Here is a 19408-nt window from a genome sequence, read left to right as displayed (position 1 = left end):
TTAACGATACCCGTAGTTCGGGGGGTCGACCGCCGCCGGGCCCCGGTAACGGGGCCGGAGACGGCCGGCTCCCGCAGCGCCAAGCGTTAATGAGCGCCATTGTGACCACTCGAGTGATGACCGAGACGGCGACCGACGGGGTCGAACCGGACGTGAGCTTCGTCGTTCCGGCCCGAAACGAGGCCGACCGATTGCGAGGGGCGCTCGCGAGCCTCGCCGGTCTCGACACGTCCTACGAGTACGAGATGATCGTCGTCGACGGCGACTCGACAGACGGGACCCCGGCCGTCGCCCGCGAGCACGGCGCGACCGTCGTCGACGGCAGCGCCACGAGCATCGCCCGCGCCCGGAACCAGGGTGCGAAACGGGCTCGCGGCGAGTGGCTCGCCTTCGTCGATGCCGACACGCAGGTCCGCTCGACGTACCTGACCGAACTGCTCGGCTACGCCGAGGCCAACGGCCTCGCAGCCGCGAGTTCGTACTGCCGGATGACCGGCCCTCGACGCGCCAAGATCGTGGAGGCGACGATCAACTACCTCTTCCCGCGGCTCGAGCGCCCGATCCTCCCCGGGTTCAACGTCCTCGTCCGCGCGGAGGCCTTCGAGGAGACCGGCGGCTTCCCGGACGTCCCGAACGAGGACACCGCGTTCAGCCGCCGGCTCGCCCTCGAGTACCCGACGGGCTACTGCCCGCAACGCCTCGTCGAGAACTCGGGCCGTCGGATCGACCGGCTCGGCCTGACCGGGACGCTCGTCTACTACCTCCAACTCGACCTCGAACGGATGCGGGCGACCCGTGGGTGAGGTCGCACTCCGGGCTGTGAACCTCGAGAAGGCCCCGAGAGGCGGCGGTCCGGTCTACGGCTGCGAAACGCCCGTGATCTCGAACCGAGCACCGCCCGACCGGCTCTCCGCGGCCGACAGCCCCCAGTCGTGGGCCGCCGCGATCCGCTCGACGATGCTCAGCCCGAAGCCGGTCCCGTCCTCCGCGGTCGTGAACCCCGTCTCGAAGATCCGATCGCGCTCGTCGGCCGGAATCCCCGGGCCCGTGTCGGCGACGTAGAAGCCACCGGCTTCGTCCGATCCGTCGTCCGGTTCGAGCGTGTCGACCGTCACCGTCAGCCCTGTGCCGTCGTCCGTCGTGGCATGGTCGAGGGCGTTCCGAAACAGGTTCTCGAGCAACTGCTGGACCCGCTCGCGGTCCGCGTGGATCCAGCACTCGTCGGGGACCTCGAGCGTCGCCTCGCCGGTCTCGACCATCGTCCAGGCGGTCGTCGCCACTTCGGAGAGCGGGACCGGCTCGAGTTCGGTCACCGTCGATCCCTGCTCCGCGAGCGCGAGCAGGTCCTCGATGAGCCGGCCCATTCGGTCGAGGGCGCGTTCGCAGTCCTGGAGTCGGGCGGTCCCGTCGACCTCGTTTCCGCCCTCCACCGCCACCTCGAGTGCACCCCGGGCGACGTTCAGCGGGTTTCGCAGGTCGTGGCTGACGACGCTCGCGAACTCCTGGAGTCGCTCGTTCTGTCGCTCGAGGGCGTCACGGGACCGCTCGCGTTCGGTCTCGTAGCTAACCCACTTGGCCATCAGCTTGACCAGCGTGCGCTCGGTCTCCGTGAACCCGCCTCCCTCGCGGGGCTCGCTCGAGGCGAAACAGAGCGTTCCCCACAGCGTCCCGTCGACCGTCACCTTCGCACCGACGTAGCTGCCGAGTTCGAAGGTCTCGTATGCCGGATCGTCCGTCCAGCCGTCCCCGTCCGCGTCGGCGACCGCCAACAGCCCGTCGTTTTCGACCGTCTTCCGACAGTACGCCTGGGAGAGCGGACAGGAATCGTCCTCCTGGAGCAGGGGGTGGGTGCCCTGGGACTGGACGATGGTCTGGGTCTCGGCCTCCGTGTCGATCCGGCTGAGGAAGGCGTAGGGGAGATCGAGGTACTCCCGGCCCAACTCGAGTACGTCCGAGAGTTTCTCCTCGCGCGAGGCGTCCGTCCGGGTCGACAGATCGTACAGCGTCTGGAGGACCGTGACGCTGGCCTCGAGGCTCTCCTCGGCGCGGATCTTCTCCGTCACGTCGGTCAGGAAGATCGACAGCCCGTCGTCGGCGGGGTACGCTCGGATCTCGAACCACTTCGCGAGCGACGGGACGAACTCGGTCACGGTCGCCGCCGTCCCGTCGGCGAACGCCGCCTCGAGACGCTCGATCGCGTCCGACTCCTCGAGACCGGACAGCGTCGACAACAGGGGCTCGCCGAGCAGTTCCTCGCGGGGCCGATCCAGCAGTTCGACGGCCCGGTCGTTGAGATAGGTGTAGCGCCACTCGTCGTCGATCGAAACGAACGCGTCGCCGATCCGCTCGAGGATCCGATCGCGCTCGCGTTCGATCTGCATCCGCGCCGAAATGTCGCGGATGACGGCGGTGAACCGCCGGGTTCCGTCCACCGTCGTCTCTCCGAACGAGATCGCGAGCGGAACCTCGTGACCCTCGGCGTGCTTGCCCGGAAGTTCGATCCAGGACCAGTCGAGGCTGCGTTCCCGGGTGCGGCGGTAGCGTTCGAAACTCTCGCGGTGACGGTCCCGGTACTCCGTCGGGATCAACGCCGTCAACGGGCCGCCGATCACCTCGTCGGGCGAGTACCCAAACACCGTCTCGAGGGCGTCGTTGGCGTACTGGATCCGGCCGTCCTCGGTGACGGTGAGGATCACGAACGAGGAGTTCTCGGTGAACGCGCGGAACCGGGTGTTCGCGAGTTCGAGTGCGCGCCGTTCAGACGCCCGCTCGACCGCCCGTTCGATCCGTATCGCGAGCCTGCCGCTCTCGGTGACACTCGAGCGAGGGAGACAGCCGGTCGCGCCGGCCTCGAGCGCCGCGGCCGCGGCGGCTTCGTCGTGGCCAGCGGTGAGCGAGAAGATCGGCAGGGACGGCCGACGCTCACGCAATCGTTCGACGAGGTCGAGACCGTCGCCCCGACCGAATTCGGGGCCGATCACGACGCAGTCGACTCCCCCCTCCACAACGAGTTCGACGGCTTCGTGGCCTTTCTCGAGCGGTTCGACCGCGAGGCGGTCGCTCCGTTCCCGGAGCGAGTCGGCGGTGGCCGCCGGTTCGGCATCGACGTACCCTACCCGAATTTCGTCGGGATCGAAGCCAGTTTCCGTCGGGATAACGGTCGAACTAGTCATGAAGACGTGCTAATTACCCTACGGTAGGGCGAGAGAGTAATAAAAGATCGGATAATTCTGGTTATTCGTTACGGTTAGCGAGAGTTCTCCGCGGACTGGATTTCCTCCCCATCCGAGACCCGGAGACGCTCACGACATCGTCAGGGACGGCACTTTTGCTCCCACCGGTGGCATCCCCGCCATGGCGCTCCCGCCCGAAGCGAAACGACGACTCGAGGAGGAACCCCGAGTGGCACACTTCGGTACCTGCGCGGACGGTCGACCCCACGTCGCGCCCGTCTGGTTCCGATACGCCGGTAGCGAGGGGAAGAAGAAGGTGCACGGCGAGGAGACCGAGGGAGACGACGGCGACGGTGAGAAACGAAACTCCACGGGCGAGGTCCTCGAGATCGTGACCACCGGCAGAAAACTGGAGAACGTCCGGGACAATCCCCGCGTCGCGCTCTCGATCCAGGCCGACGAGGGTGGCGAACCCCGGTGGGCGCTCACGCTACTCGGAACAGCGACCGTCGTCGACGACGAGGAGCGATCAGCCGCGGCGCGTCGACGGATCCACGAGCGCTACGACGCGGATCCCGACGCCTACGAGGAGAACGTGCTGGTCCGGATCGAGATAGGGACCGCGAACTATCGAACGTACTGAACCCGGGCGAAACGGAAACCGTAACGGAAGGGAGAACGAGCGAAAGGGCCGACGTTACCGACTCGAGCGGCACGTCACACCAATGGCGTCAACTCAGTGCCCCTTTTTCTTCTTCTCGTGGTCGTCTCCGTCCTTCCCATCGGTCGCGTAGATGGTCGCCTCCGCAAGGCGTTCGTCACCGTAGTACAGCGCGACGGTCGTTCCGCCTTCGGGTTTCTCGCCCAGCGGGACCCAGAACTTCGTTGCGCCTTCGGCCGGAACGCAGACGTAGCCGCGCCCGTCGGTGCCGTCAACGCGCCACTCGAGGGGTGCCTGTTCGGGACCATGATTCGTCGCCCGGAACTTCGCCGTCCCAGCGTCGTGGTCGTAGTGCAGTGCCTCGAGTTTGATGTTTTCCGGATCGATCTCGAGATCTGCTTCGTCTTCACACCGTTCGTCGGGCATTCCTTCGCTGTCGATTAGTTCACCTTCGTAGAACAGCTGCGTCACAATGTCGGGGTTCGTGGTCCCGAGCCAGACGTCGATCGACTGGTTACCCGGTACCGTGAGGATAGCGTCGCTGTCGGTACCGGCAACCCGAAGCGTTGGGCTGAGGGCTATGTCTTCGTAGTTGGTGACTCGGAACAGGGCCCGGTCCTCACAGATCTCGAGACACTTCGCGGCGAGGTTGAGTCGACCTCGAGGGATACACTCTCGGGCCTGGTTGCTTCCCACGATCTCGATCTGGTGGCCGTCGTGGTAGAAGTAAACGGTCGCCGCGCCGTCGGACGTGGTCGCGTCGACCTCGAAGTACGTCGCGCTCTTGCCCGGAACGGCGACCATCCCCTTCTGATCGGAACCGGCGACAACGAAGTCGAGTCGAACGAGTCGTTCGTTGTCGTTGATGACGCGGAAGCGAGCCGTCTCCCGTTCCGTGTCGACGCAGACTCCCTCGAAGGAGATGTCGTCGTAGTCGATGGTGTCGTCTTCGTTCTCCTTCGTCGTGACCGGCGCGTGGGCGCAGTCGTTGTGGTTCGCGATCAGTTCGCCGTCGATCGCGACCGCCAGCAGTTTGTCGCCGGAGTCGGCGGGCCGGTCGTAGAACTGGTAGACGTTGAACTCGTAGACGAGATCCGAACCGTACCGGGCGAACCGTCGGAGCCGTTCGCCGGTCACGGTCACGGCGTAGTGTTCGATCCGTTCGTCGACCGTATTGTAGGTCACGAACCGGAGGTGAACCGGTAATTCGTCCTCGTCCGGAATACGAACGAACGCGGCGTCGCACGCGTCGAAGTCGATCCAGTCGTCGTACTTTCCGTCGTCGTCCCCGTCTTTGTCCTTTCCTTTCTTGTGCTTCTCGTCGTCATCGTCGTATTCTTCGCCCGCGGCCGCGGTGCCGATTCCGAGTCCGGTTCCGCCGACCAGCGCGCCGGTCGTCGCGATACTTCTGAGGCTATCCCGTCGGGAGAGGGTGCGTTCGTCGGTCATGGTGATCTCCCGGCCGCCGGCAGTCGCCGGGTCCGGTGAGTGATGAACCCTCCAATACACTGACGGTTTGTAATCGGTGAACTACCGGTTCTCACGACGATACTACCCCTCTGACGGTCAGCGCTCGCGAAGAGTCACGGAATCGAACCCGTCGTAGGAGCCTGCTACCCACTCGAGGGCGGGTAGAAAGGGGTTGCTATGCGCGACTATGACAGCTTTCCCCGACGACTGCGGGAGAAGCCGATCCGTACGGAGAGAGGGCAATGGTCCCGAAGCCGTCACGGGGTCTCACAGTATTTCCAGCCCGCGAAATCCGATTATACTCCCGATACGGAGGCGGTGCGAGCCGTAAACCGGCTCGTTCCAGTCCAACGAACCCCCTACCTGTTCGTGAATCGTCGGTTGCTCGAGTTGGTGACCCGTTAGGCGATCCCGTTAGCGGTCTCTGGCCTCGAGCGCGCCGCCGAACTCGCGTGCCGGGACTACCCGTCGAACACCGGCCAGTCCTCGACGCGATCCGTCACGGCGTCGGTGAGGTCCGTGAGGTAAGGGAGTCCCCAGAGCGCGACGACGACCCCGCCGATCGTGTTGAACAGGAGGTCCGTTATCGTGTCGTGGAGGCCGTACTGGGACAGGGGCATCTCGAGGCCGGTCCCCGCCGCGACGGCGTCGAGGACGAACTCGCCGATGTCCCAGAAGACGCCGAACGAGAGCACGAAAACCGCGACGACCCCCGGGACGAGTTCCTGCGGGAGATGGACCTCGTCGCGGTGCTCGTCGAGGGTTCGGATCACGACGTAGCCGGTTGCGGCGACGAGCGTCGCCGAGAGGGGATGGGTCAGGTTGTGCCACCAGAACGACCGCTCGTAGACGTACACCGAGCCGACCGCGTGCAGGAACACGACCGCAGTGATCCAGAGGACGAGGCCGGCGTCGAACGGGAGGCCGTGGCGCCGCCGGAGCAGCGTCGGGAGAAACGAGACCGCAAGCATCGCGGCCGCGTTCGTGGCGGCTCCGGTGTCGAATGCGAGGAGACCGTACGCGAGCATGGCGGCGATACCCAGCCGAAGCGTCAGGACCGCCAGACGTGTTATTCGGCCGGACACGGGCAGCCGTTCCTCGAGCGACGGGTGGCCCTCGAGGTCCGCCTCGACGGCGAACACCTGTTCCTCGATGCCGTCGACGGGGGCCGAGACCAGTTCCTCGCCCGGGAACTTGCGGTAGTAGCGGTCGAAACAGACGCCGGCGACCAGTCCCGCGACCGAGGCAGCGATCAGGAGCCACATCAGCTCCGCATTGCTCTCGAGCACGTCGGTTCCAGCGACGAGGTCCTGCGCCCAGGTGACCATGGCCCACGTCGCCGCGATCGACGCGGATAGCATCGTTACGGCCGCGACGGCGACCCACCGCTCGAGTCGGACCTCGGTGAGACCGTGGAGTTCGAGGGTCAACGCGAGCGCGATCGTCGCCGCACCCGCATAGAGGAGGAGCTGTCGGGTCGGGAGGTCCGGCGCGACGACGGCCGCGACCAGCGGGACGACGGCGACGGTCGTCACTTCCCAGGGGAGGGCGGCCCGCGTCGTGCCGAGTTCGATCGCGGGCACGAGCGCGACGGTGACGACCGTCGCGGCGAACAGGAGTTCGTGAACGCGCCCCTCGAGCGCTGCGCCCGTGCCGACGATCGCAACGACGGCGATCGCCGCCCACGAGAGGTATGCGTTCGAGCGCTCGCCGTGGAACGCGCGGGTCGGTGTTCGGGACATTTCGGGGAGACCGTCGGGTCGCCCGCTCGAGGTGCCGACGGATGGAGACGCTCTTAGCGCGTCCGGCGAGGAAAGACCGGGGCCTGCTATCGCTGGAGGGCTGTGACCCGAAACCCGAAACTCGGAACCCGTGACCCACTCAGTCGAGTATCGCCGCGAGGTTCTCGTCCCACAGGCACGGGCGAAAGAGGAAGTCGTACCCGGTACCGTCCCGGACGTTCGAGAGCCCCTCGCGCAGCTCCGCCCACTCACCGTCGGTCAGGTCGACCCGATCCCCGGTCCCCATCACGCCGTCGTTGGCGGGGTCGTCGGCGTGACAGAGCGCGAGGTGTGCGAGTTCGTGGAGGACGAGTCGCGCCTCCGCCTCCCGGTCGTCTCGGTCGGTGACGACCGCACGGTTGCCGAGGCTGAACCCGTTGACGTAGCCGTCACGGTCGAGGCCGCCCCCGATCAGGTCCATCCAGCGGCTGTAGATCCGCCCTTCGTACGGCCCCTCGTCGGTTCCCGGGACTACGATCAACTGGAGCGCGACGTCCTCCAGCGACGGTTCGATCTCCTCCCGGTAGAAACTGTGTACGCCCCAGAGGAGGCCGCCGACGGACAGCCCGTAGCGGTCGGCGACCGTCTCGAGGTCGTACCGCCGTGGGTACTCGAGCCACTGTGCGTGGATGCCGTTGTCGCGAAACAGGTCGACGATCGTCCGCTCGGTCGCCGTCGAAATCGTCGCGTCCCCGACGTACCGAACGTCGATCAGGAGGTCCCGACGCCCCGGCTCGAGGCCCTCGAACTGGTGGCTCCCGAAGATCGACTCGAGTCGCGCGTGGAACTCCGCGGATCGTTTCCGGTGATCGGGGATGCCGTCGGCGTCGGCGTCGCTGGCGACGGTCCGGCTTCGAACGGCGCTTCCGACGCCGCCGAGGGCCGAGACGGCACCGACCGTGCCGACGGCACGGAGGAGGGTTCGCCTGGGGTGGCGCCGCCAGCGACCGTCGTCCGCGTCTCGCCGGCCACCCATAACGTGGGAAACTGATCAGCTGGGCCGACGTTGTTCTGTGCGTGTATTAATTCACGCTTTACGTGTCCGGCGGGCCGGGATGGGATCGAGGGAGAACGGCCGGCCCGGGACGCCGTCCAGTACCAGGACTCAGACGTGGTCCGCGAGGAAGTCGGCGATCCGCTCGAACTGCTCGATCCGGTTCTCGAGTTTCGTGGTGTGGTGGCCCTCGTCCTCGAAGATACACGTCTCGACGGGGACGCCCTGTTCGTCGACCGCATCGGCGATCTGGCGGGCCTCGCCGACCGGGACGCGCGGATCGTTGGCCCCGTGCTGGACGAACAGCGGACACTCGATCCGGTCGACCTCGTTGATCGGGCTGATCGACTCGAGGAACTCGCGGTCCGCTTCGAGCGAGCCGTACTCGGCCTCGCGGTGAGACTGGCGGTAGTCGCCCGTGTTCTCGAGGAAGGTGGTCCAGTCGGCGATGCCGACGAAGTCGACGGCGGCCGCCCAGAGATCCGGGTACTCGGTGATGCTGGCGAGCACCATGAATCCGCCGTAGGACCGACCGTAACAGACGACCCGGTCGTCGTCGATCGCTGGCTGTTCGCGGAGCCACTCGACGCCTGCCGCGATGTCCCGGACCGAATCCATGCGCTTCTCGACGTCGTCGAGGGCGGCGTACTCGCGACCGTAGCCGGAGGAACCGCGGACGTTCGGTTCGAAGAGCGCGTACCCCCGATCGAGGAAGTACTGGCGAACGGGCCGGTTCCGCCAGGACGGACGGCGCTGGGAGTGGGGGCCGCCGTGGATGTCGACGATCACGGGGACCTCCTCCCCCGGTCCCGGTCCCGGTCCCGGTCTCGGTCCGGTCCCCGGTTCCGCCCCCTCGGGCAGCGTGAAAAACGCCGGAATCTCCCGCCCGTCGAACGTCTCGTACCGGATCAGGTCGGGTTCGTGGTACTCCTCGAGCGGGACGCCGCCCGCGGAGGGGACCGTCCAGCGTTCGGCCTCGAGAGCGCCGTCGGACTCCTCGAGCGCCGTCAGATCGACGACGTAGATCGAGTAGTTCAGGGCCGTCGAGGAGACGGTCGCCGCCAGGCGCTCGCCCGCCGGCCCGATCGTCAGTTCCGACGCGACGCCGTCGGGGATCCCGACGTCCGACGCCGCGGCGTCGGTCGCACCCTCGAGTCGGCCGGCGTACAGCTCCGAGTAGCCGTCGACGTTCCGGGTGTACGCGAGCCGTCCGGTATCGCCGTCGAGCGCGAACCCGTCGATGCTCCGATCGCCGCCCGAGCGAACCGTCTCGACCGCGAGGGACTCGCGGTCGATCCGGACCAGTTCGAGCGTGTCGCTGCTGGCGTCGCTCGCGCAGTAGATCGCGTCGCCGTCCGGGCCGAACGTCGGGTCCTCGTATCGGACGTCGCCCTCGTGGGGCGTGACCTGGCGGCGCTCGCCCGTCTCGAGGTCGAGGACGAAGAGGTCGGCGTCGGAACTGGCGTGGGCCTCGGAGAGCAGCAGTCGCCCGCCGTCGGGCCCCCAGTCGGCGACCTGCAGACGGCCGTCGCCCTCGTGGACGAGCGTCGGGTCGCCGCCGGAGCCGTCGCCGACTCGAGTCACGTAGACGTCGAAGTTCGCGGCGTCGCGTCGGTTGGCGGTGAACGCGATCCGTTCGCCGTCGGGGCTCCAGCCACCCCACGAGTGGATCGCGTCCGGTCGATCGGTCAGCCGCTCGATCGCGCCGTCGTCCGGGTCACAGACGAATAGCTGGTCGCGTTCGTTCGCCCCGGCGTCCTTGCCGAAGGCGATCCGCTCCCCGTCGGGCGATCACGAGACGAACGACACCCGCTCGTCGTAGAAGGTGCGCTGGGTCGGCCAGCCGCGGGGCTGCTCGAGGGTCCAGACCTGCATCGTCCCGGTCGTGTCGGCGAGGAAGGCGAGTCGGCCGTCGGGGCCGACCGTCGGCGTCGTCGTTCCTCTCGCGCTCAGATAGGCTCGGAGGTCGCGCGTCATGCACGGGTTGGCGAACCCCACCCGTTTGAAACCCCGGGTGTCGGACGGGCGGTTCGCGGTCGTCGGTGGGAAACGCCCCCGCTCCTGCCAAGCGTTTTGTGGGCCGGTAACGTCAAACAACCGAGGTGATTCGATGGCGACTCACGAAAGCGGCGGTACGGACCGCGTACTCGAGACCAGTTTCGGCGAGCGCTTCGAGATCCGGGAGACCGGAGCCGAGACCGAGGGCGAACTGGTCAGGATCGACACCTGCCTCGACCCGGGCGTGCGACGCCCGCTTCACAGCCATCCGAAACAGGACGAACGGTTCGTCGTCCGCGAGGGGACGCTCGCACTGGCCGTCGGCGACGGGAAACGACTGCTCGAGGCCGGCGAGGAGACGACGGTGGCCGCGGGGACGCCGCACACGTTCTGGAATCCCCACGGCGGCGAACGCGAGGTTCGGTTCACGACCGAACACCGGCCGGCGCTGCGGTTCGACGAGTTCGTTCGGGCGATGGTCGCGCTCGATCGGGAGGGCGGCCTCGATTCCGACGGGATGCCCGCGAACCCGCTCGTCGGTGCGACCTTGCTCGAGGAATTTCGCGACGAAATGCGGGCCGAGGACGTTCCGCTCCCCGTACAGCGGCTGGTGTTCCCGGTGCTCGCGGGGATCGGCGGCGTTCTCGGTTACGGCGCCCCCGAACCGGACGCGCCGCCCTAATCGACCGGCGAGGGCCCGACCGAGGACGCCGGAGAAACGTAGCTCCTACTCGAGCCAGGCGACGAACGGTCCGTTCGTTTCCGCCCGCCGGAAGTCTCCCCGCTGGGTTTCCTCGGTCGCGGTCGCGACGTCGGCACCGTCGTCGATTCGGTCCCTGGCCCGCCGTCGCTTCCACGTGCTGGGTACCGCGTTCGCCTCCCAGCGCGCTTCGATCGGTTCGAGGACGGCGTCGATCCGGTCGGTATCGAACCCCGGTCGCGGAGCCCTCGGGGTGCGAGCGAGAACGCTTCGTCCTAGATCACGGCGGAGTCGGAAACCCGGATTCCGTCGCGATCGACCCAGGCCGACTCCGCGTCGATCCCGTCGCGCGCCCCGGCGTACAGCGACTCGTTGGCGGCGGCCCTCGGCGGTGAACCTGTCGGTGTTCACTGGCCCAAGGAATGCGTACGCTCGAGGCACCGATCCGGGAACCGGCCACCTTATATGGTATTATGTGATTATAGTCGTTTTCCGCAAAGATATATATAGGACCGAATGCCAAGCGATAGCATGGCTCAAACGATGAAAGAGGTCTCGCACACACCGCCACACGGAAAAGCACCGACGGACGTCTGGAAACGAGGGCGAGAAGAGGAGCGGTAGGACTCACAGGCTCCGTCGCGTCGGAACCGATCTCGAGACGACCGATACCCGGTAGCCGTGGCACTCCCGGTCCGCGAGGCCGGTTGCAGTCCCCTGCCCACGGCGTAATGCGATCGATACAGGTGCCGGTCGCTGCCGGGAACTGCGACGCCATCGGGTGAGTAGCGGCCGGCAGATAGCGTCCCCGGGTGCGGCTGTATTGGGCCAGGTCCTCGCCCAAATGCGACTGGACGTACCGTTTTGAATCTCGGAAGCGTACGGCCCGTAGATGGACGCCGAACGCTGGTGGCCACCGTTCGTCGAGGTCGTGGCCATCGTCTGGATCGCGCTGTTCGTCGTCGACGTTGCGATCACGTTCGAGGTGCTCGTCGTCTCCGAGTCGCTCGAGGGGACGGTTCGCGGCGCACTCCAGTGGCTCTTCGTCGTCTTCCTGCTCGACCTCGTGTTCCTCTACCGGTGGTCCGAGAAGGGGCCGCGGGGGTTCGTCCGCTCGAACTGGTTTCTCATTCTGACCGTCGTTCCGTGGTTCCGACCGTTCCGGCTGCTCCGGATCGGTCGGTCGATCCGGGCGCTCCGGCTGCTCACTGGCTCACGCCGGGTCGGCTCGTTCCTCAACAAGGTCCGCGGGAAGTGTCACAGCCTGTGGCGTCGGCTGCGCGACTGAATTCCTCGCCGCGCCGGGCAGCCACTCGTCGATCGGCCACCACGCGCTTTGCCCGTCGTCGGAGTCGATGGGCCCCGAGCGCTGGTAGTCAACGAACCGAACGTCCACGTGGACGGCCCGGTTCGTCCGGGCATCGATCTCGGTCCGCAGATCCGCCGCCAGTTCCTCGTGCTCGAGGCCGCTCGTGCGCCCCACGGTCACCGTCACCGCGACCTCGTCGCTGAACGCGCTCCCGTCGTTGTACTCGGTCTCGACGCCGACGAGTTCAAGCGTACCGTACTCGGGCTCCTCGAGTACGTCCTGCACTTCGTCGTTCACGCGCTGTTCGAAGACGAGGTGCTGGTACGTCCCGAGGACGGTCAACGCCACGACGACCAGGAACAGGAGGACGATGAGGGCGTACGCGCCCGTACGGAGCGAGACCGCGGCGTTGTCGCGAACGTTACGGATGACCGACGAGCGGTAGCCGAGCGCGATCAGCGTGAGGTACGCGGTGAGGTTGATGAAGACGATGTTCATCAGGAGCAGGACGACGCCACCGGCGACGAGGAGCGGTTCGCCCCAGGCCGTCCCGATGCCGGCCGCAGCGGCGGCGGGGACGATGGCCGCCGCGATGGCGACGCCGGCCAGGGAGACGGGGAGGTCAGTCGCGAGCGCGAGCGCGCCGGCGAACCCGGCCGCGATGGCGATGACGAGCGTCAGGAGGTTCGGCGTGGCGAACGCACCCACCTGCCCGACGCGACCGACGTCCAGCGTCGGTTGAACGAACCCGGTCTGCTGTAGGAACACGCTCATCACGACCGCGCCGACGTACGCGACGACGAGCCCCGTCACCTGCGACGTGGCGCTGTCGACGACCATCCCGCGGTCGCTGATGACGGCACCGGCGCTCGCGGAGAGCGTCGATCCCGCAAAGGGTGCGACCACCATCGCGCCGACGATGACGATGGCGGAGTCGAGCAGGAGGCCCCCGACCGCGACGATCGCCGACGCGATCGCGAACGCGAGGTACGTGGCGGTATCGGGCGTCAGGTCCTCCGCGCGCTCGCGGATCTCGGCGTGGGAGGCGCCCCGCTCGCCTTTCGGCCCCTCGACGTACCGGTCCGTTAACTCGTCGACGTTCGGGACGGTAGCCCGGTCCACCTCGGTGACGACGGTGTACGTGTCCTCGTCGAGTCCCGCGTCGTACAGCCGCTCGAGGACCGTGTCCACGGCGCCGGCCGGGACGGGAACCTCCGCCAGACTCCCGTCCCGATGATCGTCCGCATCGGTGAAGACGTACGCCACCTCCATCTCCGAGAGGGTCTCTCGCACCGCGTCGTGATCGTCGGCGGGAACGAAAACGCGAACGAGTCGCATACCGATCGATCGGCCGACACGGCATTTACTAACGGCCTACTACTGACCGTAATCACGAGCATATGCGGCTACGCGCTCGCGGCCGAACCCGGAACTGAGCACGGAGAAACCATTATAGTAGGCCCCCGTGGTAGCGGGGGGCGTGGAACTTCCGGCTGTCGTCTCCGCGATCGTGGAAACGGAACTCAGCGCCTACGAGGTCACGGGGCGCGTCCCCGAGGGCGACATCCACCGAGAGTTCGAGGTCGTCGACGAGGCGGGGGACCAGTACGTACTGAAGGTCGCCGGGGATACCGAGGAGGAACGAGCACGGGTAGAACACGAGGCGGCCGTCGTCGGCTCGCTCCAGGAGTTCGACTTCGTCCCCGCCCTGTGCGGATCCGGCGTCGTGGACGCGTATCCGTTCCTCCTGTTCGACCGCGTCGAGGCCACCGAGCGGTGGGGCACCGCCCGGTGGGAGACCACGGCGGCGAGGACGCTCGGCGAGACGCTCGCCCGGATACACACGGACATCGAGCCGCGTGCCGAGTGGGAACCGTCGGGGAACGCCCACCCGCTCCCCGAGAGCCGGCCGCCGGCGGCGACGTTCGAGACGCTGTGTGAACTGCGTCCGTCGGACCGTCGACCGCTGGTCGAGTTGCTCCCCGACGTCGCGGCCGTCCTACGGGAGACGTCGGCCGATCGGGGCGTCGTTCACGGCGACGTGACGATCGACAACGTCCGGTTCTCGTCGGACGCGAGGGAGTGTACCCTCGTCGACTGGGAGACGGCCACCGTCGCCGACGCCTACTTCGACGTCGCGAAGGCGGAACTGTGGACGCTCCAGCTCTTCAGTCCGTTACTGTCCGTGCCGGAGGAGACGATCCTCTCGGAGCTGAGAGCGGCCTACGGGGTTCCCCCGTCGGCCGTCCGGCGGATACGGGCGCACAAGGTCCTGCAACTGTGCCGGATGATCCCCCGAATCGAACGGCTCGGCCCCTACGCGAGCTGGCAGCGCCGCGTCGACGGCTCCTGTCTCGAGGAGGTCGAGAGGGTGCTCGAACGGACGCTGCGTCGTTGTGGGTTCGCGGACCCCCTCGAGAGCCCCGGAACTCGGAACTCGAGCGCCTCCGAGGAGTGAGTCGTCACACTCCGGCCTCACGAATTACAATCGTTCGGAAAGCAACAGTACACGATGACGCTCGAACTCGAGTGTGACAGTTGCGGCTTCGAGCGGACCTTCGAGGAGGACCGCGAGGGGTACGCCGCCGCACGTGATCACGAACGCGACCATCCGTCGCACTTCGTGTTCATCACCGGCGGGAGATGACCTGCCCACGAAGCGGGCTGGTGGGCCGGGACGGTCAGTCGTGGCGGCTGGCCGGATACTCCTCGGTCACCTCGCCCGGTAGACTCTCCCGACGGGCGACTGCGGCACCCGTGTCTGGGTCGAAGAGGTGGACCCGCTGTGCCGGGAAGTCGATGCCGACCCGTTCGCCTTCCTCGACCGCACCGGGGCCGTCGGTCGTCACGGTCACCGTGGCGTCGGCGACGGTCAGATACGCGTGTGACGTCTCGCCCAGCGGCTCGACCACCTCGACGGTTCCCGTGGCAGCGCCGGTCCCGGCCTCGACGATCTCGATCGCCTCCGGCCTGATGCCGAGCGTGAACGGTTCGCCGGACGGGAGCCCGTCGGCCCTCCGCGGGACGGGATACTCGAGCGCGTCACCGACGAGGGTGTCTCCCCTGCGGGTGACCCGTACCGTGTTCATCGCGGGCTCGCCGATGAACCCGGCGACGAACTCGTTTTTCGGCCGGTAGTAGCAGTCCAGCGGCTCCCCGATCTGCTGGAGTTCCCCCTCCCGCAGGATCGCGATCCGGTCGGCCATCGTCATCGCCTCGGTCTGGTCGTGGGTGACGTAGACCGTCGTGACCCCGAGGTCGTCCTGGAGTTGCTGGATCTCGGTCCGCATCGTCGAGCGAAGCGAGGCGTCGAGGTTGCTGAGCGGTTCGTCCATCAGGAACACCGCGGGGTCCCGGACGATCGCTCTGCCGAGCGCCACCCGCTGTTTCTGTCCGCCGGAAAGCGACCTGGGTTTTTTCTCGAGCAACTCGCCGATGTCCAGCAACTCGGCGGTGGATTCCACCCTGTCGCGGCGCTCCGCCGCCGAGAGGCCGGTCGTCATCTTGAGGCCGAAGGCCATGTTCTCGGCGGCGGTCATGTGGGGATACAGCGCGTAGTTCTGGAACACCATCGCGATGTCGCGATCCTCCGGCCGCCGGTCGTTGACCACCTCCCCGTCGATGCGGATCTCGCCGTCCGTGACCGATTCGAGGCCGGCGACGCAGTTCAGCGTCGTCGATTTCCCGCACCCGGAGGGACCGACGAGCACGAGAAACTCCCCGTCGGCGGCCGACAGCGAGAGGTCCGAGACGGCCTCGATCCGGTCCTCGCCGCGCCCGAACGTCTTCCGCAGTCCGTCGATCTCGAGTCGTGCCATGGGTTATCCTTTGACCGCCCCCTCGGTGAGTCCGCGAACGAAGTACCGCTGCAACGCGACGAAGAACGCGATGATCGGGACGATGCCGACGACGGCCGCGGCGGCGACGTTGGTCCACTGGGTGGCCAACTGGTTGTCGAACACGTAGATCCCCATCGAGAGGGTATAGAGGTCCTCTCCGCCGGGGCTGAGCATCGTGTACGCCATCACGAACTCCGACCACGTCAGCACGAAATTGAAGATCGCGACCACGGCGATGCCGGGCATGACCGGCCGCAACAGCACGTACCGGAGCGTCTGGAGCCGGTTGCAGCCGTCGATTCGGGCCGCCTTGTCCAGTTCCGTCGGGATCGTATCGAAGTAGCCTTTCAGCAGCCACAGCGAGAACGGGATCTGGAGCCCGATGTACAGCAACACGAGCCCCGCGTGGCTCTCGGTCAGCCCCAGCGTTCGCATGATGTCGTACAGCGGGAGCACGATCACGATCGGCGAGATCATCTGAAAGCCGAGGACGGCCAGCAGTAGCGAGCGCCGACCGCGGAACTCGAACCGCGAGAACGCGTACGCCGCCGGCGTCGTCACGACGATGATGCCGGCGACCGTGAGAACGGTCACGAACAGCGTGTTCCACAGCCAGCGGAGGATGCCGCTGTCGAGTACTTCCCGGTACGAATCCAGCGACGGCTCGGCTGGGATCAGTTCCAGCGAGGTGTACACAGCGCCCTCGGTCCGGAGGCTGAGCGAGAGCACCCACAGGACCGGAAACAGGAAGAAACCGATCGCCAGGGCGTACACCAGGTAGGTGATCCCGTCGTAGCAGTACCGGCGGAGACGCGACCAGGAAACCCCCGACCGAAGCCTCCCGACCGTAGTGTCGGTGTTTCCCCCCATCTAGATCTCCTCGCTGATGTCGAATACGCGGAAGTAGACGGCCGTGACGGTCAGCGTCACCACAAGCAGGACCACCGCCGTCGCCGCGGCCATCCCCATCTGGTAACTCTCGAACGCCGATTTGTACATCGCCAGCGCGATGACTTCCGTCGCCCGCCCGGGGCCGCCGTTGGTCAGCGCGAAGATGAGGTCGAAGGAGTTCAACGAGTAGATCGTCACGAGAATCGTAACGACGAACACGACCGGCTTGAGTTGCGGCAGCGTGACGTAGCGGAACCGTGCGACCGGTCCCGCCCCGTCGACCTTCGCGGCCCGGTACAGGTCCTCCGGCACCCGCTTCAGGCCGGCATAGAACATGATCATCGAGAACGCGGTCCCGCGCCAGGCCCCGGCGGCGATGACCGAGACCACCGCCATCCCCGCGTCGGAGAGGAACGGCACGACCTCGAACCCCAACCGGCCGAGCGCGTTGTTGACGACCCCGACGTCGGTCTCGAGCAGCATGATCCGCCAGACGAGCCCGATGATGATACCCGGGACGACCCAGGCGCTGAGCACCACGACACGGGTCAAAAGCGGGCCGCGGAGGCCGCGCCTGACGCCGTAATCGATGGCCAGTGCCAGGCCGAGCCCCAGGCCGAGTTGGAGGACGATGCTCCCGACCGAATAGATCGCGGTCACCCTGAGCGTCGAGTAGAACCGCTCGCTGCCGAGCAGCCGACGGTAGTTCTCCAGCCACACGTACGACTCCTGGGAGCTTATGAGACTCGTGTCGGTGAGGCTCATCCGGAAGACCTCGACCATCGGATACAGCTGGAAGACGCCGATGAACAGGAGGGCCGGTAGCAGCCAGAAAAGCGGATGCGAGACGCCTCTGTCGACGAAGTCGGCGACCGTCCCGTCGCCGACGGTCCGGCGGAGACGCGCCCAGAGCGAGCGTTCGGCTGCCGGTGGCTCAGTCGTCATATTCGACGTCGCCGTCGTACGAGTCGGCGATGTTGTCGAGCATCGTCCCGACCGCTTCCTCGGGCGACGACTGCTGTGTGAACACCCGCTCTTTCGCCGTTACCCACTCCTCCGCGATGGCCTCGGAGTATATGGGGGCGCTCGGACGGGCGACGCCGTTCCGCAGGAACTCGCGGAACTGGTCCTGGAACCTGAACGTGTCGCTGCTGTAGATCTCGTCGTCGTCGAACACCGACTCACGGGTCGGAAGCTGGGAGCCTGCCTCGCAGTACCGGCCCATCGTCTCCGGTTCGACCGCCTTGGCGGCGAACGACTTGGCGGCCTCGGCGACGTCGCCGTCCTCGGCGTACACCCCCTCCGTCCAGCCGCCGACGCCGGTCGCGAACTGGTCGGCCTCGCGCATCGGGATCTCCGCGACGTCCCACCGCTCGGGGTCGTCGTCGTTGGGCTCGATGCTGATCTGGTAGCGCGAGTTGCTGCCGATGAACATCGCGGACTGGCCGTTCGCCGCCTCCTCGCCGACCTGTGCGGGATCGTCGAGCGTCCCGACGCGCTGTGGGGTCACGCCCGCTTCGACGAGGTCCGCGAAGAACTCGAACGTCGACAGGAGCGCGTCGTAGTTGTCCTCGTCCCCGAGCACCGGCATGCCGTCGTCGTCGACCAGTTCGCCGCCCTGTCCCCAGAAGAAGGGCAACGTGTCAAGCGCGCTCATCTGGATCGTGAACCCGGCTACCCCCTCCCCGTCGGCGATCGCCCCGCCGACCTCGAGCAGGTCGTCCCAGGTCCGCGGCGGGTCGCCGTCGCCGTACTCCTCGACCAGGTCGGTCCGGTAGTAGAGACATCGGAGCCCCGTGTAGAACCAGGCGGCGAGGAGGTCGTCTCCCTCCATCGCGGTCTCTCGCACGAACGGAAAGAAGTCGTCGATGTCGTCGACGTAGTCGTTCAGCGGCTGCAGGTACTCCCTGTTGTCGGGCACCCAGACGGAGTCGAGGGTCGACGACGCCGGTGCCTCCCCGTTGCTGGCCCGGGTGACGAGTTGGGACTCCCACTGGTCGAGGTCGGCCTGGTAGACCAGGTTCGCCCGGTACTCCGGGTTCTCTTCGGCCCACTCCTCGAAGCGGGCCCGCATCGCCGACGCGGCTTCGGGCTGGAGACTCTCGTCCTCGTCGGGGCTGTAGAACGCGCTCGTCCAGTGGTCGAACTCGACGTCCCCGGTCCCCACCCGCCCGTGAGTGACCGGCCGCTCGTCGTCGTCACCCCCGCCGCCGGCACAGCCGGCAAGGGCCGCCGTCCCTATCGCACCGGTCGCGAGCAGGACGGTCCGTCTCGACCGACCATGGTGTTCGTCGTTTGAAACGTCGGTGGGCATAGCCACTACCTATGCTCTATTTTTACAAAAAATCATGGGGGTAAGGGGCCGTGCCGTCCCGCCGTTCCCCGCTTTTACTGCCGTCCAGGCGTTCGGTGTCGGACGGGACAGCCCATCCTACTGGCCGCCGCTGTGCCGTACTCGCGAACTGTACCGTACTCCGGTGGCCGCGCGGCGATTGCCCGCTTCAGTACGAGACGGGACGGCCCACCCGGTGCTGCGGGACGGGGGTCCGAGTAAGACCGATGTGGTCCGAGGCCGTAGGAGCCGATTCGAGT

15 protein-coding genes and 1 pseudogene are annotated in these 19408 nt (G+C 67.0%); 6 read left to right on the top strand and 10 right to left on the bottom strand.

What is annotated here, in order from left to right:
- The first annotated feature begins 116 nt into the window (after positions 1-116).
- The gene (locus BM113_RS02450; protein ID WP_089785020.1) at positions 117-803 is read left to right on the top strand and encodes a glycosyltransferase family 2 protein; all 687 of its coding nucleotides are present in this window, start codon (positions 117-119) and stop codon (positions 801-803) included.
- Between the two features lie 54 nt (positions 804-857).
- Here BM113_RS02450 and BM113_RS02445 read toward each other — a convergent pair whose 3' ends face one another.
- A complete protein-coding gene (locus BM113_RS02445) occupies positions 858-3173 on the bottom strand; it encodes a PAS domain S-box protein (protein ID WP_089785019.1) in 2316 nt (771 codons plus the stop codon).
- A 181-nt stretch (positions 3174-3354) separates the two neighbouring features.
- On the opposite strand from BM113_RS02445, the gene BM113_RS02440 reads away from it, so the two are divergent.
- Positions 3355-3816, top strand: coding sequence for a pyridoxamine 5'-phosphate oxidase family protein (locus tag BM113_RS02440; protein ID WP_089785017.1), 462 nt, complete (start codon positions 3355-3357; stop codon positions 3814-3816).
- Positions 3817-3909: 93 nt separating this feature from the next.
- Here BM113_RS02440 and BM113_RS02435 read toward each other — a convergent pair whose 3' ends face one another.
- The 4 genes and pseudogenes from BM113_RS02435 to BM113_RS02420 form a co-directional block, all read right to left on the bottom strand.
- A complete protein-coding gene (locus tag BM113_RS02435; RefSeq protein ID WP_089785015.1) occupies positions 3910-5283 on the bottom strand; it encodes a hypothetical protein in 1374 nt (457 codons plus the stop codon).
- 482 nt (positions 5284-5765) lie between these two features.
- Entirely contained in the window at positions 5766-7046 is a 1281-nt protein-coding gene (locus BM113_RS02430) for a DUF2238 domain-containing protein (protein ID WP_089785013.1), read from the bottom strand.
- A gap of 139 nt (positions 7047-7185) precedes the next feature.
- Complete coding sequence (locus BM113_RS02425; RefSeq protein ID WP_089785012.1) at positions 7186-8061, bottom strand: hypothetical protein; 876 nt, start codon at positions 8059-8061, stop codon at positions 7186-7188.
- A 129-nt stretch (positions 8062-8190) separates the two neighbouring features.
- A pseudogene (locus tag BM113_RS02420) lies at positions 8191-10056 on the bottom strand (S9 family peptidase).
- A gap of 133 nt (positions 10057-10189) precedes the next feature.
- Between BM113_RS02420 and BM113_RS02415 the strand changes: the two are divergent.
- Both BM113_RS02415 and BM113_RS02405 read left to right on the top strand, forming a co-directional pair.
- A complete protein-coding gene (locus tag BM113_RS02415) occupies positions 10190-10759 on the top strand; it encodes a cupin domain-containing protein (RefSeq protein ID WP_089785010.1) in 570 nt (189 codons plus the stop codon).
- A 910-nt stretch (positions 10760-11669) separates the two neighbouring features.
- Positions 11670-12065 (top strand): hypothetical protein, encoded by a 396-nt coding sequence (locus BM113_RS02405; RefSeq protein ID WP_089785008.1) that lies wholly within the window; start codon positions 11670-11672, stop codon positions 12063-12065.
- Here the strand turns inward: BM113_RS02405 and BM113_RS02400 are convergent.
- Positions 11991-13424 (bottom strand): DUF389 domain-containing protein, encoded by a 1434-nt coding sequence (locus tag BM113_RS02400; RefSeq protein ID WP_089785007.1) that lies wholly within the window; start codon positions 13422-13424, stop codon positions 11991-11993. The genes BM113_RS02405 and BM113_RS02400 overlap by 75 nt on opposite strands.
- Before the next feature lie 142 nt (positions 13425-13566).
- Here BM113_RS02400 and BM113_RS02395 point away from each other — a divergent pair, with 142 nt between their 5' ends.
- Entirely contained in the window at positions 13567-14544 is a 978-nt protein-coding gene (locus tag BM113_RS02395; protein WP_089785005.1) for a phosphotransferase family protein, read from the top strand.
- Between the two features lie 54 nt (positions 14545-14598).
- On the top strand, positions 14599-14733 hold the full coding sequence (locus tag BM113_RS22825; RefSeq protein ID WP_281243983.1) for a hypothetical protein: 135 nt from the start codon (positions 14599-14601) through the stop codon (positions 14731-14733).
- Between the two features lie 34 nt (positions 14734-14767).
- On the opposite strand, the gene BM113_RS02390 is transcribed toward BM113_RS22825, so the two are convergent.
- The 4 genes from BM113_RS02390 to BM113_RS02375 are packed head-to-tail and all read right to left on the bottom strand — an operon-like array spanning position 14768 to position 19130.
- On the bottom strand, positions 14768-15904 hold the full coding sequence (locus BM113_RS02390) for an ABC transporter ATP-binding protein (protein WP_089785004.1): 1137 nt from the start codon (positions 15902-15904) through the stop codon (positions 14768-14770).
- 3 nt (positions 15905-15907) lie between these two features.
- Positions 15908-16795 carry a carbohydrate ABC transporter permease gene (locus BM113_RS02385; protein ID WP_089785002.1) on the bottom strand — a complete coding sequence of 296 codons (888 nt, stop codon included), beginning with the start codon at positions 16793-16795 and terminating at the stop codon, positions 15908-15910.
- Complete coding sequence (locus BM113_RS02380) at positions 16796-17761, bottom strand: carbohydrate ABC transporter permease (RefSeq protein ID WP_089785001.1); 966 nt, start codon at positions 17759-17761, stop codon at positions 16796-16798.
- On the bottom strand, positions 17751-19130 hold the full coding sequence (locus tag BM113_RS02375; protein WP_089784999.1) for an extracellular solute-binding protein: 1380 nt from the start codon (positions 19128-19130) through the stop codon (positions 17751-17753). The genes BM113_RS02380 and BM113_RS02375 overlap by 11 nt, the downstream gene beginning before the upstream one ends.
- Positions 19131-19408 lie beyond the last annotated feature (278 nt).

The organism is Natronobacterium haloterrestre, from assembly GCF_900112205.1.
Lineage (GTDB): Archaea > Halobacteriota > Halobacteria > Halobacteriales > Natrialbaceae > Natronobacterium > Natronobacterium haloterrestre.
This window is presented reverse-complemented; position numbering and strand designations above follow the sequence as displayed.